Here is a 13,595-nt window from a genome sequence, read left to right as displayed (position 1 = left end):
AATTGAATTTTGCGGGATGATAGACACTATTAAGGAGCATATTGCTAAAGTAGAAGCCTTTACAGCAAATACCAAAGAGGCTGTAGAAGCTTTTAGAATAGAATATTTAGGCAAAAAAGGAATCTTAAACGGTTTCTTTGCCGAGTTTAAAAATGTTCCGAACGAGCAAAAAAAAGCTTACGGTCAAGCTATAAACCAATTAAAAGCGGCTGCTACTGCTAAAGTTAATGAACTTAAAGAAGCTTTAGAAAGCCAAGCCGAAGAGAAAGGAATTTATGGTGATTTAACCCGTCCCGGAGAACCCATCTCTTTAGGGGCCAGACACCCAATTACCATTGTAAAAAACAGAATAATTGAAATCTTTTCTCGTATTGGCTTTAACGTGAGTGAAGGACCTGAAATTGAAGACGATTGGCATAACTTTACAGCTTTAAACTTACCGGAGCATCATCCTGCTCGCGATATGCAAGACACCTTTTTTATTCAAACCAATCCGGATGTTTTATTACGTACGCATACCTCTACCGTTCAGGTGCGTTATATGGAAAACAACAAACCGCCAATTAGAACAATTTCTCCCGGTAGAGTGTACCGCAATGAAGCTATTTCTGCCAGATCGCACTGTTTCTTCCATCAGGTAGAAGGATTATATGTAGATAAAGATGTGAGTTTTGCAGACCTAAAGCAAACCTTACAATACTTTACTACAGAGATGTTTGGTAAATCTAAAATACGTTTACGCCCATCGTACTTTCCTTTTACAGAGCCAAGTGCAGAAGTTGATGTATACTGGGGATTAGAAACTGAAACAGACTACCGAATGACCAAAGGAACCGGTTGGTTAGAAATTATGGGGTGTGGCATGGTAGACCCAAATGTGTTAGCTAATTGCGGAATTGATCCTAAAGAATACTCCGGGTTTGCTTTTGGTATGGGTATAGACAGAATTGCGCTATTACTATATCAAATTTCTGATATTAGAATGCTTAGTGAAAACGATGTGCGCTTTTTAGAGCAATTTAAAAGTGCCTTATAATTTTTGCTAAGAAGGCTCGCTCTCTAACTCTAAAATTGTAAGAAGAAGGTGAGAAAAGATATAGAAATTCCGGTTATTAAAGATGTTCATGTAGCCATTGTTCATGAGTGGAATGAAGACTTTTTATCTAAAGACTGGAATGCTTACATAATTAACAACCGCTCTACTGCCGTAGAAACCGTTTTAATAGTTTCTAAAGGATATAACGAACAAAAAATAACTCTACCATGAGGCATAGCTTAAAGGTTTTACCGGCTAAAAGCTATGCTAAAATAGAACTCATTCAAGAAGAAGTACTTAAACTAGAAAATGAGTTTTATGTTACTTTTTTTGCTGATAATAAACTATACGAAAGACGATTTATTTTCCCTAAACACTCTGTAAACGAGCGCAACTTTCAAGAGTTACCGGTAATGAACATAGATGGCGTTTTAGGAAAATAGTTTACCGTAAACCATAGCCCTTAGCTGCCCACCAAGGATGCACATCAATCACTAACCTTCCGGCTTTTACCATTGGGTCTAAATTAGCTAAACTGTCTGCCATTTCTATAGTGGGAACATTGTAAATAGTAATTCCTCTAATCTCGCCGTCATCTCCAAACGGGCCAGAAATATCTGCATACCCCTCTTCGTACATTCTGCTTAAATGTGCTAAGTGAAGCTGTTGCAAGCTATCTGTTTCTGCTTTATTTTGATTTCTGTTAGGTCCGGATTTTAAAAAAACTATAAAATATTGCTGCATTAAAATAGTGTCTTTAGTTTTTTCATCTACATAATCAAAAATTTGGTAACCTTTAGCTACTAACTCCTCTTTTAATGCCTTTACAGATTGCTTTTTTTGTACGGTATTATTCTGATTGTTCTCTTGGTTAGCATGATTATCTTTACACGAAATCACAAAAACAAACAATACAATTACTAAAAATATTTTTTTCATGTTACCACTTTTTAAAAGGATGTTTACTTAATTGTGAGTTATAATATTTTACGTTTCCGGTTACTTCTTCTCCCAGCCAATCAGGCTTAGGAAAATGTTCGTTTTCAGATTGCAACTCAATTTCTGCAATAACAAGTCCTTCATTATCACCATAAAATTCATCAACCTCAAAAGTATAATTATTTACAGGCACTATAAATCTGTTTTTTTTAATTACACCGGGTTCACATAATTTTAATAGTTGCAAAGCCTCTTGTTTTGGTATTTGCTTTTCCCATTCAAACCTGATTAACCCGTTGTTATCTGATTTTCCTTTAATTGTTAAAAAGGCTTGATTATCAGTAACTCTAACTCTAACTGTCCTCTCCGGATGCGAGTTTAAAAACCCCTGAATAATCTCAAACTTTTCTTTTGCCAGCTCTTTATAAGTGTTGTTTTTTACTAAAAACTTACGTTCAATCTCTAACATGTTTAATACATTTTAGCCAAATCAAACAACGTATGATTTTCGTAACATCCGGATTTATACTCATTATTTGCTAAAACCATCATAGCTTTCGCAATTGTTATTGGATGTATAGCACGGTATTTTTTTAACGGTCCAAACATAAGAGGATTAAGCAATTTCATTAACTGCTTAAAAAACCATTCTCCGGGTCTCTTTTCTTTTCTGCTGCCGGCTATTAAAGACGGCCTAACAATATATGTATTAGGTATGTTTTGTTGTAAAACGGCTTTTTCCATTTTTCCTTTGGTTCTGTTGTAAAAAATACGGCTGTTAGAATTTGCTCCAAGTGCAGAGATAACCACAAGCGTACTAATGTTATTTTTGGCTGCTAGCTTAGCTGCCTGATAAGGAATACCATAATCTATTTGTTCGTATAACACTTTATCGGGTGTTTTAGCTGCTGTTGTTCCAATACAACAATATACCTCATCTGCTATAAATTTTGAACTTTCTTCTTCTAGTTTAAACAGATTAACCTGATGTTCTTTAAGTTTTTTATGATTAATTCCAGACGGACGCCTGGTAAAAATAATAACAGATTTGTACAGCGGGTTTTTTAATAATAGAGCAACCAATTCTTTACCCGTTACTCCCGTAGCACCTAAAACTATTGCTGTTTTTTGCATGCAACTAAATTACACTAATTTTGAATAATGGCACTTAAAGGTCCTTTTAGAAAAATTATACATGTAGACATGGATGCCTTTTATGCTTCGGTAGAGCTGTTAGATAACCCCGAGCTTAAAGGTAAGCCCTTGGCTGTTGGTGGAGGCGAAAAAAGAGGCGTTGTAAGTGCAGCAAGCTACGAAGCCAGAAAATATGGTGTTAAGAGTGCTATGAGTGGTTTTTTAGCTAAAAAAAAGTGCCCCGATTTAATTTTTGTAAAACCACGTTTTGACCGCTATAAAGAGGTTTCAAAGCAAATTCGGTCTATTTTTTATGATTATACCGATTTGGTAGAACCACTCTCTTTAGATGAAGCCTATTTAGATGTTACCGAAAACAAAAAAGGTAATCCAAGTGCAACGCTAATAGCTAAAGAAATTAGGGATAGAATTTTATGTGAAACAGGATTAACTGCTTCTGCAGGAGTATCTATTAATAAGTTTATTGCTAAAGTTGCAAGCGATTATAATAAGCCTAACGGACAAAAAACAGTGCCACCCGAAGAGGTTGAAGCATTTTTAGAAAATTTAGAGATTATTAAGTTTTACGGTATTGGTAAAGTAACGGCAGAACGAATGTATAAGCTGGGTATTTTTACCGGTAAAGATCTTAAGCAAAACCCTTTAGAGTATTTACAACAGCATTTTGGTAAAAGTGGCACGTACTATTACCATGTTGTAAGAGGAATACACAACAGCCCTGTTAAACCCTATAGAATACCAAAATCTGTTGGGGCAGAACGCACTTTTTTTGAAAACCTTAGTAGTGAAGTTTTTATGTTAGAAAAGCTCACCAATATTGCTGCTGAGCTTGAAAGGCGATTAAAAAAGAGCACTATTGCAGGTAAAACTGTTACGCTAAAAATTAAGTATAGCGATTTTACTTTAAAAACCCGAAGCAAAACATTACCGTATTTTATAGCCGATAAAAGTTTAATTTTAGAAACTGCTAAAGAGCTTCTATATCAAGAAAAATTGCAAAATTCGGTTAGGCTTTTGGGTATTTCGTTAAGTAATTTAAATACCCAACATTTAAAAAAGAACACAAAAAAAACTGTAAGTGTACAGTTAAAGTTTGATTTTTAATTTGATTTGCGTTAGTGATTGAAGCGACATCCTTTTGCAAGCAAAAGATACAGCGTAAAGCACGGCGGGTTTTGTTAACACAAAACCCGCAACGCCCTAAGTGTTTTTAATGATTAAACCGGACAGCTTGTTATTTCTGTAACACGTAGTGTGTTTACCATTCCTTTTTCTTTTATAGGCATAGCAGCAAGGCTAATCATCATATCGCCTACGTCTACAAAACCTTTTTTACAAGCTATTTCATTTACATCTTCTATGGTTTCGTCTGTGCTCACAAACTTATCGTAATAAAACGCTTTTACACCCCAAAGTAAATTAAGCTGGGTTAAAATGCGTTTGTTTGATGTAAACACCAAAATATGAGCGCTAGGCCTCCAGGCCGATATTTGAAAAGCTGTATAACCGCTATTAGTGAGTGTAGAGATTACTTTGGCTTTAATTTCGTTGGCCATTAGTGCTGCATGATAGCAAACAGATTTGGTAATGTAGCGTTTGGTACGAATATGTGGGGGATCTTGCGGGACTTTAATTAGTGGTGAGTATTCTACCCCTTTTATTATACTTGACATTTTTTGGATTACTTCTACCGGATAACTTCCTACCGATGTTTCTCCCGAAAGCATTACGGCATCTGCTCCATCCATTACAGAGTTTGCTACATCGTTTACTTCGGCTCGGGTTGGAGTTAGGCTGGAAATCATGGTTTCCATCATTTGTGTGGCAATAATTACCGGGATTCTGGCACGTTTAGCTCGTAGCACTAGTTGCTTTTGAATTAACGGAACTTCTTCTGCCGGCATCTCTACTCCTAAATCGCCTCGAGCCACCATTAAGCCGTCACAATAGGCCACAATTTTATCGATGTTTGCTACAGCTTCCGGCTTCTCTATTTTAGCAATGATTGGTATTTTATGTGTAGAGTGTTTTTTTATGATTTCTTGCAGGTCTATTAAATCTTGACTGTGCCTTACAAAAGACAACGCAATCCAATCTACCTCTTGTTCTATTGCAAAAAGGGCATCTTCTATATCTTTTTTTGTTAGTGCCGGTAATGATATATTGGTTTTAGGAAGGTTTACTCCTTTTTTAGAGCGTAGTGGCCCACCTTGTATTACTTTAGCTTTTACAGTACTTTTTTTATCGGTTTCTACAACTTCAAAAATTAGTTTACCATCATCTAACAAAATGGTTTCTCCGGGATTAACATCTTTAGGGAAAGCGCTGTAGTTCATGTACACTTTCTCAGAGGTTCCTTTAAACTCTTTACCGGTAACAAATAAAATTTCGTCTCCCGGACTAACCACAACCTCTTCTTGCATTGTTCCAATTCTAAGCTTTGGGCCTTGTAAATCGGCTAAAATGGCGGTATTAAAGCCATATTCATCGTTAAGCTCTCTAATAGCTTTAATGCGTTCTTTTACATCGTTATAATCTGCATGAGAGAAGTTTATCCTAAAAACATCTACTCCTGCCTCCATCATTTTATGTAGCACTTCTTTTTTAGAGGTAGAGGGTCCTAATGTAGCTACAATCTTAGTTTTTTTTCTGTCTGGCATTATGCATATAATTTAGTTGGTCTTTACTTTTTAGTTGGTCTGTTGCTATTTCATAGCAGGTAACTATTTGAGGTATTTGCGAAATTGTTGCAAGCACCTGTCTGGTATATTTAAATGTATTTTCTCCGTTATCTATTTTTAAAACATAATCTGCTTGTTTGCACTCCGGCACTAAATTTACAGAACGCTTTAATGTTTGTTGATTGTTAAAAAGCGTATTGGCTTCTGCTGTGTCTTGCTCTACAACTGCTTTATTTTTAATTAAATGCCAAAAGGTATCTTCCAGCACATTGTACCACTCATAAATACTAAATTCTGCTTGTTTAAATGGTATGTTATATGAGAGACGATGTAACTGTATTTTAAGATCTCTATTAAAATAGTACGCCAGCTTATAATCTGGCAATGCCGTATGTATGGCTATGAGTGTAAAGGGTGCATCAGCTAAATCGTCTGCTATTGTATATATTGCCATATATAGTTAATATGGAAATGTAAATATATAATATTAACAGCATTTACCCTACTAAATATAGGCGGTTTAAAGATAAATTAACTACGAAATCGTTTTCGGTAAGTGTTATTTTCGCTCTATTTTATTTTGTAGTGCAAAATAGGCGCGTTTAGAAGCTGTTTCTTCGGCTTTTTTCTTTGATGTCCCTCTGGCTTTTGCCACAAGTTTATCATCTATGTAAAGTTTAACGGCAAAATGTTTTACTAAATCATTACCATCGTCTTCATAAACATCGTAATGAAAATGTTTTTTTTGTTTTTGGCACCACTCTATCACCAAACTTTTGTAGCTTATAATTTTACCCTCAAGTTTTTCTATATCTACATACGGTTTAATTACGCGTTTTTTTACAAACTTTTTTACATAATTAAAACCTCTATCTAAGTATATGGCACCAACAAGAGCTTCAAAAACATTACCGTGAATATTATCTCCAAAATTTTGCTTAGGAATATTACTAATTACCAAATTTATAAGCTCTAAATCTTTGCCAAGCTCATTTAAATGCTCTCTACTAACTACCTTAGAACGCATTTTGGTGAGATATCCTTCGTCTCCGGTTGGTACTTCTTTATACAAATGATGAGATATAACGGCTCCCAGCATTACATCACCTAAAAACTCAAGGCGTTCATAATTAACCGGGTTTCCGTTTTCGTCTTTAATATTAGACGACCTGTGAGTGAATGCCTTTTTATAAATTTCTAAATTTTTAGGCTTAAAGCCCAAAATTTTAGATAATACCAAAAAAAATTCCCCCTCTTCTTTAGAGCGGGAATTCCATATTTTGTGAATAAAGCTCATTCAATAGCTTTCTCTAGTCTACTTTCTTAAATAAAATGCAGGCATTATGACCACCAAAACCAAAGGTGTTACTCATAGCTACATTAACCTCTCTGGCTTGCGCTTTATTTAAGGTTAAATTAAGCTCCGGATTAATGTTTTCATCAACAACACTATGGTTTATGGTTGGCGGTACTAAGCTGTGCTCTATAGCTAATATAGAGGCTATAGCTTCTACCGCTCCTGCAGCTCCGAGCAAGTGCCCGGTCATAGATTTAGTTGAGTTAATATTAATGTTTTTAGCATGATCACCAAATACATCACTAATAGCTCCTAACTCGGCTACATCACCAAGCGGAGTAGAAGTTCCGTGGGTGTTAATAGCATCAACATCTTCTGGTTTTAATCCGGCATTTTCAAGGCAATTTAGCATTACTGCTTTTACCCCAACACCTTCCGGATGAGGTGCAGTCATGTGGTGAGCATCTGCCGATAGACCTCCTCCCACTACTTCTGCATAAATTTTAGCCCCTCTGGCCTTAGCACTTTCATATTCTTCTAAAATAAGTGCTCCTGCTCCTTCGCCCAATACAAAACCATCTCTTGTGGCATCAAATGGCCTAGAAGCTGTTTCAGGGCTTTCATTTCTGGTAGATAAGGCGTGCATAGCATTAAAGCCTCCCATACCAGCTTCGGTTACAGCAGCTTCAGAACCTCCTGTAACAACAATATCTGCTAACCCTAAACGAATGTAATTTAAGGCATCTATTAAGGCGTTTGCAGAAGATGCACAGGCTGAAACCGTGGTGAAGTTTGGCCCCCTAAACCCATATTTTATAGAAATTAAGCCCGGTGCTATGTCAGCAATCATTTTAGGGATAAAGAAAGGGTTAAATTTAGGTGTCCCATCGCCTTTGGCAAAGTTCATTACCTCTTGCTGGAACGTTTCTAAACCTCCAATTCCTGCTCCCCAAATTACACCAACACGGTCTTTGTTTAGCTTGTCTACATCTAAACCGGAATCTTCTATAGCTTCAGCCGATGCAACCATGGCGTATTGTGCAAACTTATCAAGTTTGCGAGCTTCCTTTCTATCAAAAAAGTTTAGGGGGTCAAAATTTTTTACTTCACAGGCAAATTGTGTTTTAAATTTTGAGGCATCAAAATGGGTAATTGGTGCAGCACCGCTCACACCATTTTTTAACCCGTTCCAATACTCATTTATATTGTTACCAATGGGTGTAAGTGCCCCTAAACCTGTGACAACAACTCGCCTTAATTTCATATAATATTATTATTTTGCTTCTTCTATGTATTTGATAGCTTGACCTACAGTAGCAATGTTTTCTGCTTGATCATCTGGAATTTGAATATCGAATTCTTTCTCAAACTCCATAATCAATTCTACTGTGTCAAGTGAGTCTGCTCCTAAATCGTTAGTGAAGCTTGCTTCTGGCACAACTTCATTCTCGTCAACTCCTAATTTGTCAACGATAATAGCTTTTACTCTTGATGCAATGTCTGACATAATCTTAGATTTTTAAAATTTAATTGTTGGCAAAAATAAAAAACTTTACATTAATACAACTTTTTAGCCTTTAAAATGTGCTTTTAAAAGTAGTAATTTTTACCACAACTATTTTATATTATGTTGTGTATTGTAACTATTTATTAGTTTTTTTGCCATGTATTTAACGAATTTGCTTTCATGAAACGCATAGTTATTTTTGCTTCCGGATCGGGTACAAATGCAGAAAACATTATTAATTATTTTAAAACTTCTAACACAGCAACCGTTGTATTAGTGCTTTCTAACAAGCCAACAGCTAAAGTTTTAGAGCGTGCTTCTGTGCTAAACACCAATGCCTTGTATTTTAATAAAGTGTTATTTAATGACGCCTCATCTTTTTTACCTATTATACAAAGCTTTAACCCCGATTTATTAGTTTTAGCCGGTTTTCTCTGGAAAATACCTGAATATTTAATTAGTGCTTTTCCAAACAAAATTATTAATATTCATCCGGCACTTTTACCAAAATATGGCGGTAAAGGCATGTACGGTATGCATGTTCACAATGCTGTTTTAGCAAATAACGAATCTGAAAGCGGAATTACCATTCACTATGTAAATGAAGCTTACGATGAAGGTGCTATAATTTTTCAGGCGTCGTGCCCTGTTTTAATTAATGATATTGCAGATACGTTAGCAAAACGAATTCATGAATTAGAATACAAGCACTACCCTAAAATAATAGAGCAACTTTTACATGAGTAATCATAAAGTACACATATACACCGATGGCGCTGCAAGAGGAAACCCCGGACCCGGAGGCTATGGTATTATTATGGAGTGGGTTGGCAAACCTTATATAAAAGAATTCTCTGAAGGGTTTAAGCATACTACCAATAACAGAATGGAGCTGCTGGCTGTAATAGAAGCACTTAAAAAATTAAAAACTCCTAATACTATAGTTACTGTTTTTACAGACTCTAAATATGTGGCAGATGCCGTGCAAAAAGGATGGGTTTTTAAATGGGAAAAAACCAATTTTAAAGGGAAAAAGAATGCTGATTTATGGATTGCTTTTTTAAAAGAATATAGAAAGCACCAAGTTTCTTTTAAATGGATTAAAGGACATAACCAACACCCTCAAAATGAACGTTGCGACCAATTGGCAGTGCAGGCCTCTAAAAAGAAACAGCTAAAAACAGATACCGGGTTTGTAAATACACAGGAAGGGTTGTTTTAAAAGTTATCTTTTTTAGGAATCGTTATTTTTGCAAAAAATCAAGTTATTGAAAACTTTCTGGTTAACTTTTTTTACGCTTTTAGTTACCGTAAGCTATGCCCAAACTTGGGAGCTTAAAAAACAAAAAAACGGTATTTCTATCTACACAAGAAGTTATAAAAACTCAAAATTTAAAGAGTATAAAGCTGTAATGGTAGCTAATACTACTTTAGAGAAAGCCTACAAAACTATTTTAGATGGCAATAATTTATGGAGATGGAGCTATAAAACAGAACGTAGCGAAGTATTGGCTAAACTCTCAGACTCCAGCTATGTGTTTTACATAAAAAACAACTTGCCCTGGCCGGTATTAAATAGAGATCATCTATCTCTGGTAACTGTAGAAGAAAAAACTCCTAAACGCATTAAAATAACGTTACAACCATACAACACATTACCAATACCCAAACAACCAAACACCATTAGGATTACAAATTTTAACGGTGTTTGGCTATTAGAGCAAAAGCCCTTTGGCATTAAAATAACACAGCAACTATTTGGCGATCCGGAAGGTAACTTACCTGCTTGGTTTTTAAACTCTTTGCTTACAACATCTCCCTATCAATCTTTTATAAAGTTAAGAGCACTGTTAGAACAGTAAGCGTTAAATATGTGCTTGCAGATTCATCTTAGTATTGGTCTGTTATTTTGCTTTATTTTCAGTACCTTAAAAACGAAAAAAATGTGTAGGTTTGCACAAAATTTTAAGCGTTAATGAGTAAGTTATTAATTGTTGGTACGGTTGCATTTGATGCTATTGAGACTCCTTTCGGGAAAACCGATAAAATTTTAGGTGGTGCGGCAACTTTTATTGGTCTTGCTGCTTCATTTTTTGATGTTGATGCTGCCATTGTTTCTGTAATTGGCGATGATTTTCCGGAAGACTATTTAAGTTTACTTAAAAATAAAAATATAGACCTTAGCGGTGTAGAGGTTGTAAAAGGCGGTAAAACCTTTTTCTGGAGCGGACGCTATCATAACGATATGAATACGCGCGACACCCTCACTACAGAGCTAAATGTATTGGCTGATTTTAATCCGGTTGTGCCCGATAATTATAAAGATGCTCAGGTGGTTATGTTAGGTAACCTTCACCCATCTGTTCAGTTAAGTGTTCTTAATCAAATGAACCAAAAACCTAAATTGGTGATTTTAGACACTATGAATTTCTGGATGAACACTACCTGGAATGAACTTATGGAGGTTATAAAAAAGGTAGATGTTATAACCATTAACGATGAAGAGGCCAGACAATTAACTAAAGAATACTCTTTGGTTAAAGCTGCTCAGAAAATTCACGAAATGGGTCCGGAGTATGTCGTTATAAAAAAAGGAGAGCACGGAGCACTTTTATTTCATGAAGAAAATGTGTTTTTTGCTCCAGCATTACCATTAGAAGAAGTTTTTGACCCAACCGGTGCCGGAGATACATTTGCTGGAGGATTTGCCGGATATATTGCCCAAACCGAAGATAAATCATTCGAGAACATGAAAAACGCCATTATTTATGGCTCTAATCTGGCTTCGTTTTGTGTAGAAAAATTTGGCACACAACGCATGGAGCAGTTAACAAAACAAGAAGTGCATAACAGGTTGCAAGAATTTAAGCAACTAACACAATTTGAAATAGAATTATCATAAAAACACGCCCTGATTTTTCGGGGCTTTTTTATTTTACAACAGTATGAGCGATGCAATAAAACATGAGTGCGGTATAGCGTTAATTCGTCTTTTAAAACCTTTAGAGTTTTACAAAGAAAAATATGGCTCGGCTTTTTATGGCGTTAACAAAATGTACTTAATGATGGAGAAACAGCATAACCGTGGCCAAGATGGTGCCGGTTTTGCCAGCATTAAGTTTAATATGTCTCCCGGCGAACGCTATATGAGCAGAATTCGCTCTAACGCATCGCAACCCATACAAGATATTTTTTCTCAAATTAACGACCGCATTAACACTGCTTTTAAAGAAAATCCGGAATATGCTAATGATGTTGCATTACAAAAAAAACATATTCCTTACATAGGCGAGCTTTTACTTGGCCATGTTAGATACGGCACTTATGGCAAAAACAGTATAGAAAGTGTACATCCTTTTTTACGCCAAAACAACTGGATGCACAGAAATTTAATTGTTGCCGGCAATTTTAACATGACCAATGTTGGAGAGCTTTTTAACAATTTAGTGCAGCTGGGACAGCATCCAAAAGAAATGGCAGATACGGTTACCGTTATGGAAAAAATCGGTCATTTTTTAGACGATGCAGTTGCTAAACTTTACAAAGACATTAAAAAAGAAGGGTACAGTAAAATTGAAGCTTCGCCCCTTATTGCACAACGATTAAACATTGCCAAAATACTCAGGAAAGCAGCCAAAAACTGGGATGGCGGTTATGCTATGGGTGGCCTTTTAGGGCATGGCGATGCGTTTTTATTAAGAGATCCTGCCGGAATAAGACCGGCTTATTATTACATGGATGACGAGGTTGTGGTTGTAGCATCAGAACGTCCGGCTATACAAACCGTATTTAACGTGCCATATGAAGCCATTAACGAGGTTCCGCCCGGGAAAGCTATCATTATAAAAAAGAACGGCAGTGTAAGTTTAAAGAAAATTTTAGATCCGCTCCCCAGAAAAGCTTGTTCTTTTGAGCGCATTTATTTTTCTAGAGGGAGTGATAAAGAAATCTACGAGGAACGTAAAAATTTGGGGAAGCTGTTAATGCCAAAAATTTTAGAAACGGTTAATTATGACATTGCCAATACCGTGTTTTCATACATTCCTAATACGGCAGAAACCTCCTTTTTAGGGATGGTAAAAGAAGCTCAAGATTATTTAAACAAGAAAAAAGAAGAACAAATACTACAGCTTGGCCCTAACATAAGTCCGGAAAAACTACACGATATTTTAACCATAAGACCCAGAATAGAAAAAGTAGCCATTAAGGATGCTAAATTAAGAACCTTCATTACAGAAGATAGCAGCAGAGACGATTTGGTTGCCCATGTTTACGATGTAACATACGGTTCTGTTAAGCCTACAGATAACCTGGTAATTATAGATGATAGTATTGTTAGAGGCACAACATTAAAAAAGAGCATTTTGAAAATGCTAGACAGGTTACATCCTAAAACTATAATTGTTGTGTCGTCTGCACCGCAAATTAGATACCCGGATTGTTATGGTATAGATATGGCTCGTTTAGAAGATTTAGTTGCTTTTAGAGCTGCATTAGAGCTACATAAAGAAAAAGGAACGCTTTCTATTTTGCAAGAAGTATATGAAGAATGCAAAGCGCAAGTTGGTATAGACATTGCAACTGTTGTAAATTCTGTTAAAAAAATTTATGATGCGTTTACGGATGAGCAAATATCAGATAAAATTGCAGCATTACTCAGCGATGAATCTATTAAAGCAGATGTAAAAATTATATTTCAATCTGTAGAGAACCTTCATAAAGCGTGTCCGAAAAATTTAGGCGATTGGTATTTTACAGGCAATTATCCTACTCCGGGAGGAAATAAAGTTGTAAATCAGGCATTTATAAACTTCTATGAAGGAAAAAAAGAACGTGCCTATTAGGCTTCTTTTTTGTGTTAATAATCTGTAAAATAAAGCGTTTTATCGATGTTTTGTGTTTTTTGTCTGATTTTTTAATCGTTTCATTAAATCTAAAATAATTTAGCATTTGCCATAGCATAAGTAGGTTAAGTTCATG

17 protein-coding genes are annotated in these 13,595 nt (G+C 35.7%); 9 read left to right on the top strand and 8 right to left on the bottom strand.

The window, feature by feature from the left end:
• Positions 1 to 16: 16 nt before the first annotated feature.
• From pheS to ACZ5CF_RS03375, 3 genes are read left to right on the top strand one after another with little or no spacing between them, the layout of a single operon-like run.
• Positions 17 to 1,036 carry a phenylalanine--tRNA ligase subunit alpha gene (gene pheS, locus ACZ5CF_RS03385; RefSeq protein ID WP_464580377.1) on the top strand — a complete coding sequence of 340 codons (1,020 nt, stop codon included), beginning with the start codon at positions 17 to 19 and terminating at the stop codon, positions 1,034 to 1,036.
• 48 nt (positions 1,037 to 1,084) lie between these two features.
• Complete coding sequence (locus ACZ5CF_RS03380; protein WP_464580376.1) at positions 1,085 to 1,267, top strand: hypothetical protein; 183 nt, start codon at positions 1,085 to 1,087, stop codon at positions 1,265 to 1,267.
• Complete coding sequence (locus tag ACZ5CF_RS03375) at positions 1,264 to 1,479, top strand: hypothetical protein (protein ID WP_464580375.1); 216 nt, start codon at positions 1,264 to 1,266, stop codon at positions 1,477 to 1,479. The genes ACZ5CF_RS03380 and ACZ5CF_RS03375 overlap by 4 nt, the downstream gene beginning before the upstream one ends.
• 1 nt (position 1,480) lies before the next feature.
• Here the strand turns inward: ACZ5CF_RS03375 and ACZ5CF_RS03370 are convergent, their stop codons facing one another.
• The 3 genes from ACZ5CF_RS03370 to ACZ5CF_RS03360 are packed head-to-tail and all read right to left on the bottom strand — an operon-like array spanning position 1,481 to position 3,109.
• Complete coding sequence (locus ACZ5CF_RS03370) at positions 1,481 to 1,975, bottom strand: YciI family protein (protein WP_464580374.1); 495 nt, start codon at positions 1,973 to 1,975, stop codon at positions 1,481 to 1,483.
• 1 nt (position 1,976) lies between these two features.
• On the bottom strand, positions 1,977 to 2,444 hold the full coding sequence (locus ACZ5CF_RS03365) for a CYTH domain-containing protein (RefSeq protein ID WP_464580373.1): 468 nt from the start codon (positions 2,442 to 2,444) through the stop codon (positions 1,977 to 1,979).
• 2 nt (positions 2,445 to 2,446) lie between these two features.
• Positions 2,447 to 3,109 carry an NAD-dependent epimerase/dehydratase family protein gene (locus tag ACZ5CF_RS03360; RefSeq protein ID WP_464580371.1) on the bottom strand — a complete coding sequence of 221 codons (663 nt, stop codon included), beginning with the start codon at positions 3,107 to 3,109 and terminating at the stop codon, positions 2,447 to 2,449.
• Positions 3,110 to 3,136: 27 nt separating this feature from the next.
• Here ACZ5CF_RS03360 and dinB point away from each other — a divergent pair, with 27 nt between their 5' ends.
• Positions 3,137 to 4,234: a DNA polymerase IV gene (gene dinB, locus ACZ5CF_RS03355; protein WP_464580369.1), complete on the top strand. Its 1,098-nt coding sequence runs from the start codon at positions 3,137 to 3,139 to the stop codon at positions 4,232 to 4,234.
• A 113-nt stretch (positions 4,235 to 4,347) separates the two neighbouring features.
• Here the strand turns inward: dinB and pyk are convergent, their stop codons facing one another.
• The 5 genes from pyk to ACZ5CF_RS03330 form a co-directional block, all read right to left on the bottom strand.
• Complete coding sequence (gene pyk / locus ACZ5CF_RS03350) at positions 4,348 to 5,790, bottom strand: pyruvate kinase (protein ID WP_464580368.1); 1,443 nt, start codon at positions 5,788 to 5,790, stop codon at positions 4,348 to 4,350.
• Positions 5,768 to 6,265: an IPExxxVDY family protein gene (locus ACZ5CF_RS03345; protein WP_464580366.1), complete on the bottom strand. Its 498-nt coding sequence runs from the start codon at positions 6,263 to 6,265 to the stop codon at positions 5,768 to 5,770. The genes pyk and ACZ5CF_RS03345 overlap by 23 nt, the downstream gene beginning before the upstream one ends.
• A gap of 105 nt (positions 6,266 to 6,370) precedes the next feature.
• Positions 6,371 to 7,108, bottom strand: coding sequence for a ribonuclease III (gene rnc / locus ACZ5CF_RS03340; protein ID WP_464580365.1), 738 nt, complete (start codon positions 7,106 to 7,108; stop codon positions 6,371 to 6,373).
• Positions 7,109 to 7,121: 13 nt separating this feature from the next.
• A complete protein-coding gene (fabF, locus tag ACZ5CF_RS03335) occupies positions 7,122 to 8,372 on the bottom strand; it encodes a beta-ketoacyl-ACP synthase II (protein WP_464580364.1) in 1,251 nt (416 codons plus the stop codon).
• 9 nt (positions 8,373 to 8,381) lie between these two features.
• A complete protein-coding gene (locus ACZ5CF_RS03330) occupies positions 8,382 to 8,615 on the bottom strand; it encodes an acyl carrier protein (RefSeq protein WP_143953637.1) in 234 nt (77 codons plus the stop codon).
• A 180-nt stretch (positions 8,616 to 8,795) separates the two neighbouring features.
• Here ACZ5CF_RS03330 and purN point away from each other — a divergent pair, with 180 nt between their 5' ends.
• From purN to ACZ5CF_RS03305, 5 genes are all read left to right on the top strand, one after another.
• Positions 8,796 to 9,362 carry a phosphoribosylglycinamide formyltransferase gene (purN, locus tag ACZ5CF_RS03325; protein WP_464580363.1) on the top strand — a complete coding sequence of 189 codons (567 nt, stop codon included), beginning with the start codon at positions 8,796 to 8,798 and terminating at the stop codon, positions 9,360 to 9,362.
• Positions 9,355 to 9,837, top strand: a complete 483-nt coding sequence (gene rnhA, locus ACZ5CF_RS03320; protein ID WP_464580361.1) for a ribonuclease HI — start codon at positions 9,355 to 9,357, stop codon at positions 9,835 to 9,837. The genes purN and rnhA overlap by 8 nt, the downstream gene beginning before the upstream one ends.
• Positions 9,838 to 9,883: 46 nt before the next feature.
• Positions 9,884 to 10,477: an START domain-containing protein gene (locus ACZ5CF_RS03315; RefSeq protein ID WP_464580359.1), complete on the top strand. Its 594-nt coding sequence runs from the start codon at positions 9,884 to 9,886 to the stop codon at positions 10,475 to 10,477.
• Positions 10,478 to 10,590: 113 nt separating this feature from the next.
• Complete coding sequence (locus ACZ5CF_RS03310; protein WP_464580358.1) at positions 10,591 to 11,517, top strand: PfkB family carbohydrate kinase; 927 nt, start codon at positions 10,591 to 10,593, stop codon at positions 11,515 to 11,517.
• Positions 11,518 to 11,560: 43 nt separating this feature from the next.
• Positions 11,561 to 13,459: an amidophosphoribosyltransferase gene (locus ACZ5CF_RS03305; RefSeq protein ID WP_464580356.1), complete on the top strand. Its 1,899-nt coding sequence runs from the start codon at positions 11,561 to 11,563 to the stop codon at positions 13,457 to 13,459.
• Positions 13,460 to 13,595 lie beyond the last annotated feature (136 nt).

It is taken from the genome of Lutaonella thermophila, assembly GCF_055387725.1.
Note: the sequence above shows the minus strand (reverse complement) of the source record. Positions and strands in the feature narration are given on the sequence as shown.

Excerpts from the sequence above, each read along its gene's own strand:
- rnhA (WP_464580361.1), top strand. The coding sequence starts at position 9,355 with ATGAGTAATCATAAAGTACACATATACACCGATGGCGCTGCAAGAGGA.
- ACZ5CF_RS03370 (WP_464580374.1), bottom strand. The coding sequence starts at position 1,975 with ATGAAAAAAATATTTTTAGTAATTGTATTGTTTGTTTTTGTGATTTCG.
- purN (WP_464580363.1), top strand. The coding sequence starts at position 8,796 with ATGAAACGCATAGTTATTTTTGCTTCCGGATCGGGTACAAATGCAGAA.
- ACZ5CF_RS03330 (WP_143953637.1), bottom strand. The coding sequence starts at position 8,615 with ATGTCAGACATTGCATCAAGAGTAAAAGCTATTATCGTTGACAAATTA.
- pyk (WP_464580368.1), bottom strand. The coding sequence starts at position 5,790 with ATGCCAGACAGAAAAAAAACTAAGATTGTAGCTACATTAGGACCCTCT.
- ACZ5CF_RS03375 (WP_464580375.1), top strand. The coding sequence starts at position 1,264 with ATGAGGCATAGCTTAAAGGTTTTACCGGCTAAAAGCTATGCTAAAATA.
- ACZ5CF_RS03305 (WP_464580356.1), top strand. The coding sequence starts at position 11,561 with ATGAGCGATGCAATAAAACATGAGTGCGGTATAGCGTTAATTCGTCTT.
- pheS (WP_464580377.1), top strand. The coding sequence starts at position 17 with ATGATAGACACTATTAAGGAGCATATTGCTAAAGTAGAAGCCTTTACA.
- rnc (WP_464580365.1), bottom strand. The coding sequence starts at position 7,108 with ATGAGCTTTATTCACAAAATATGGAATTCCCGCTCTAAAGAAGAGGGG.
- ACZ5CF_RS03310 (WP_464580358.1), top strand. The coding sequence starts at position 10,591 with ATGAGTAAGTTATTAATTGTTGGTACGGTTGCATTTGATGCTATTGAG.
- ACZ5CF_RS03360 (WP_464580371.1), bottom strand. The coding sequence starts at position 3,109 with ATGCAAAAAACAGCAATAGTTTTAGGTGCTACGGGAGTAACGGGTAAA.
- ACZ5CF_RS03345 (WP_464580366.1), bottom strand. The coding sequence starts at position 6,265 with ATGGCAATATATACAATAGCAGACGATTTAGCTGATGCACCCTTTACA.
- ACZ5CF_RS03365 (WP_464580373.1), bottom strand. The coding sequence starts at position 2,444 with ATGTTAGAGATTGAACGTAAGTTTTTAGTAAAAAACAACACTTATAAA.
- fabF (WP_464580364.1), bottom strand. The coding sequence starts at position 8,372 with ATGAAATTAAGGCGAGTTGTTGTCACAGGTTTAGGGGCACTTACACCC.
- dinB (WP_464580369.1), top strand. The coding sequence starts at position 3,137 with ATGGCACTTAAAGGTCCTTTTAGAAAAATTATACATGTAGACATGGAT.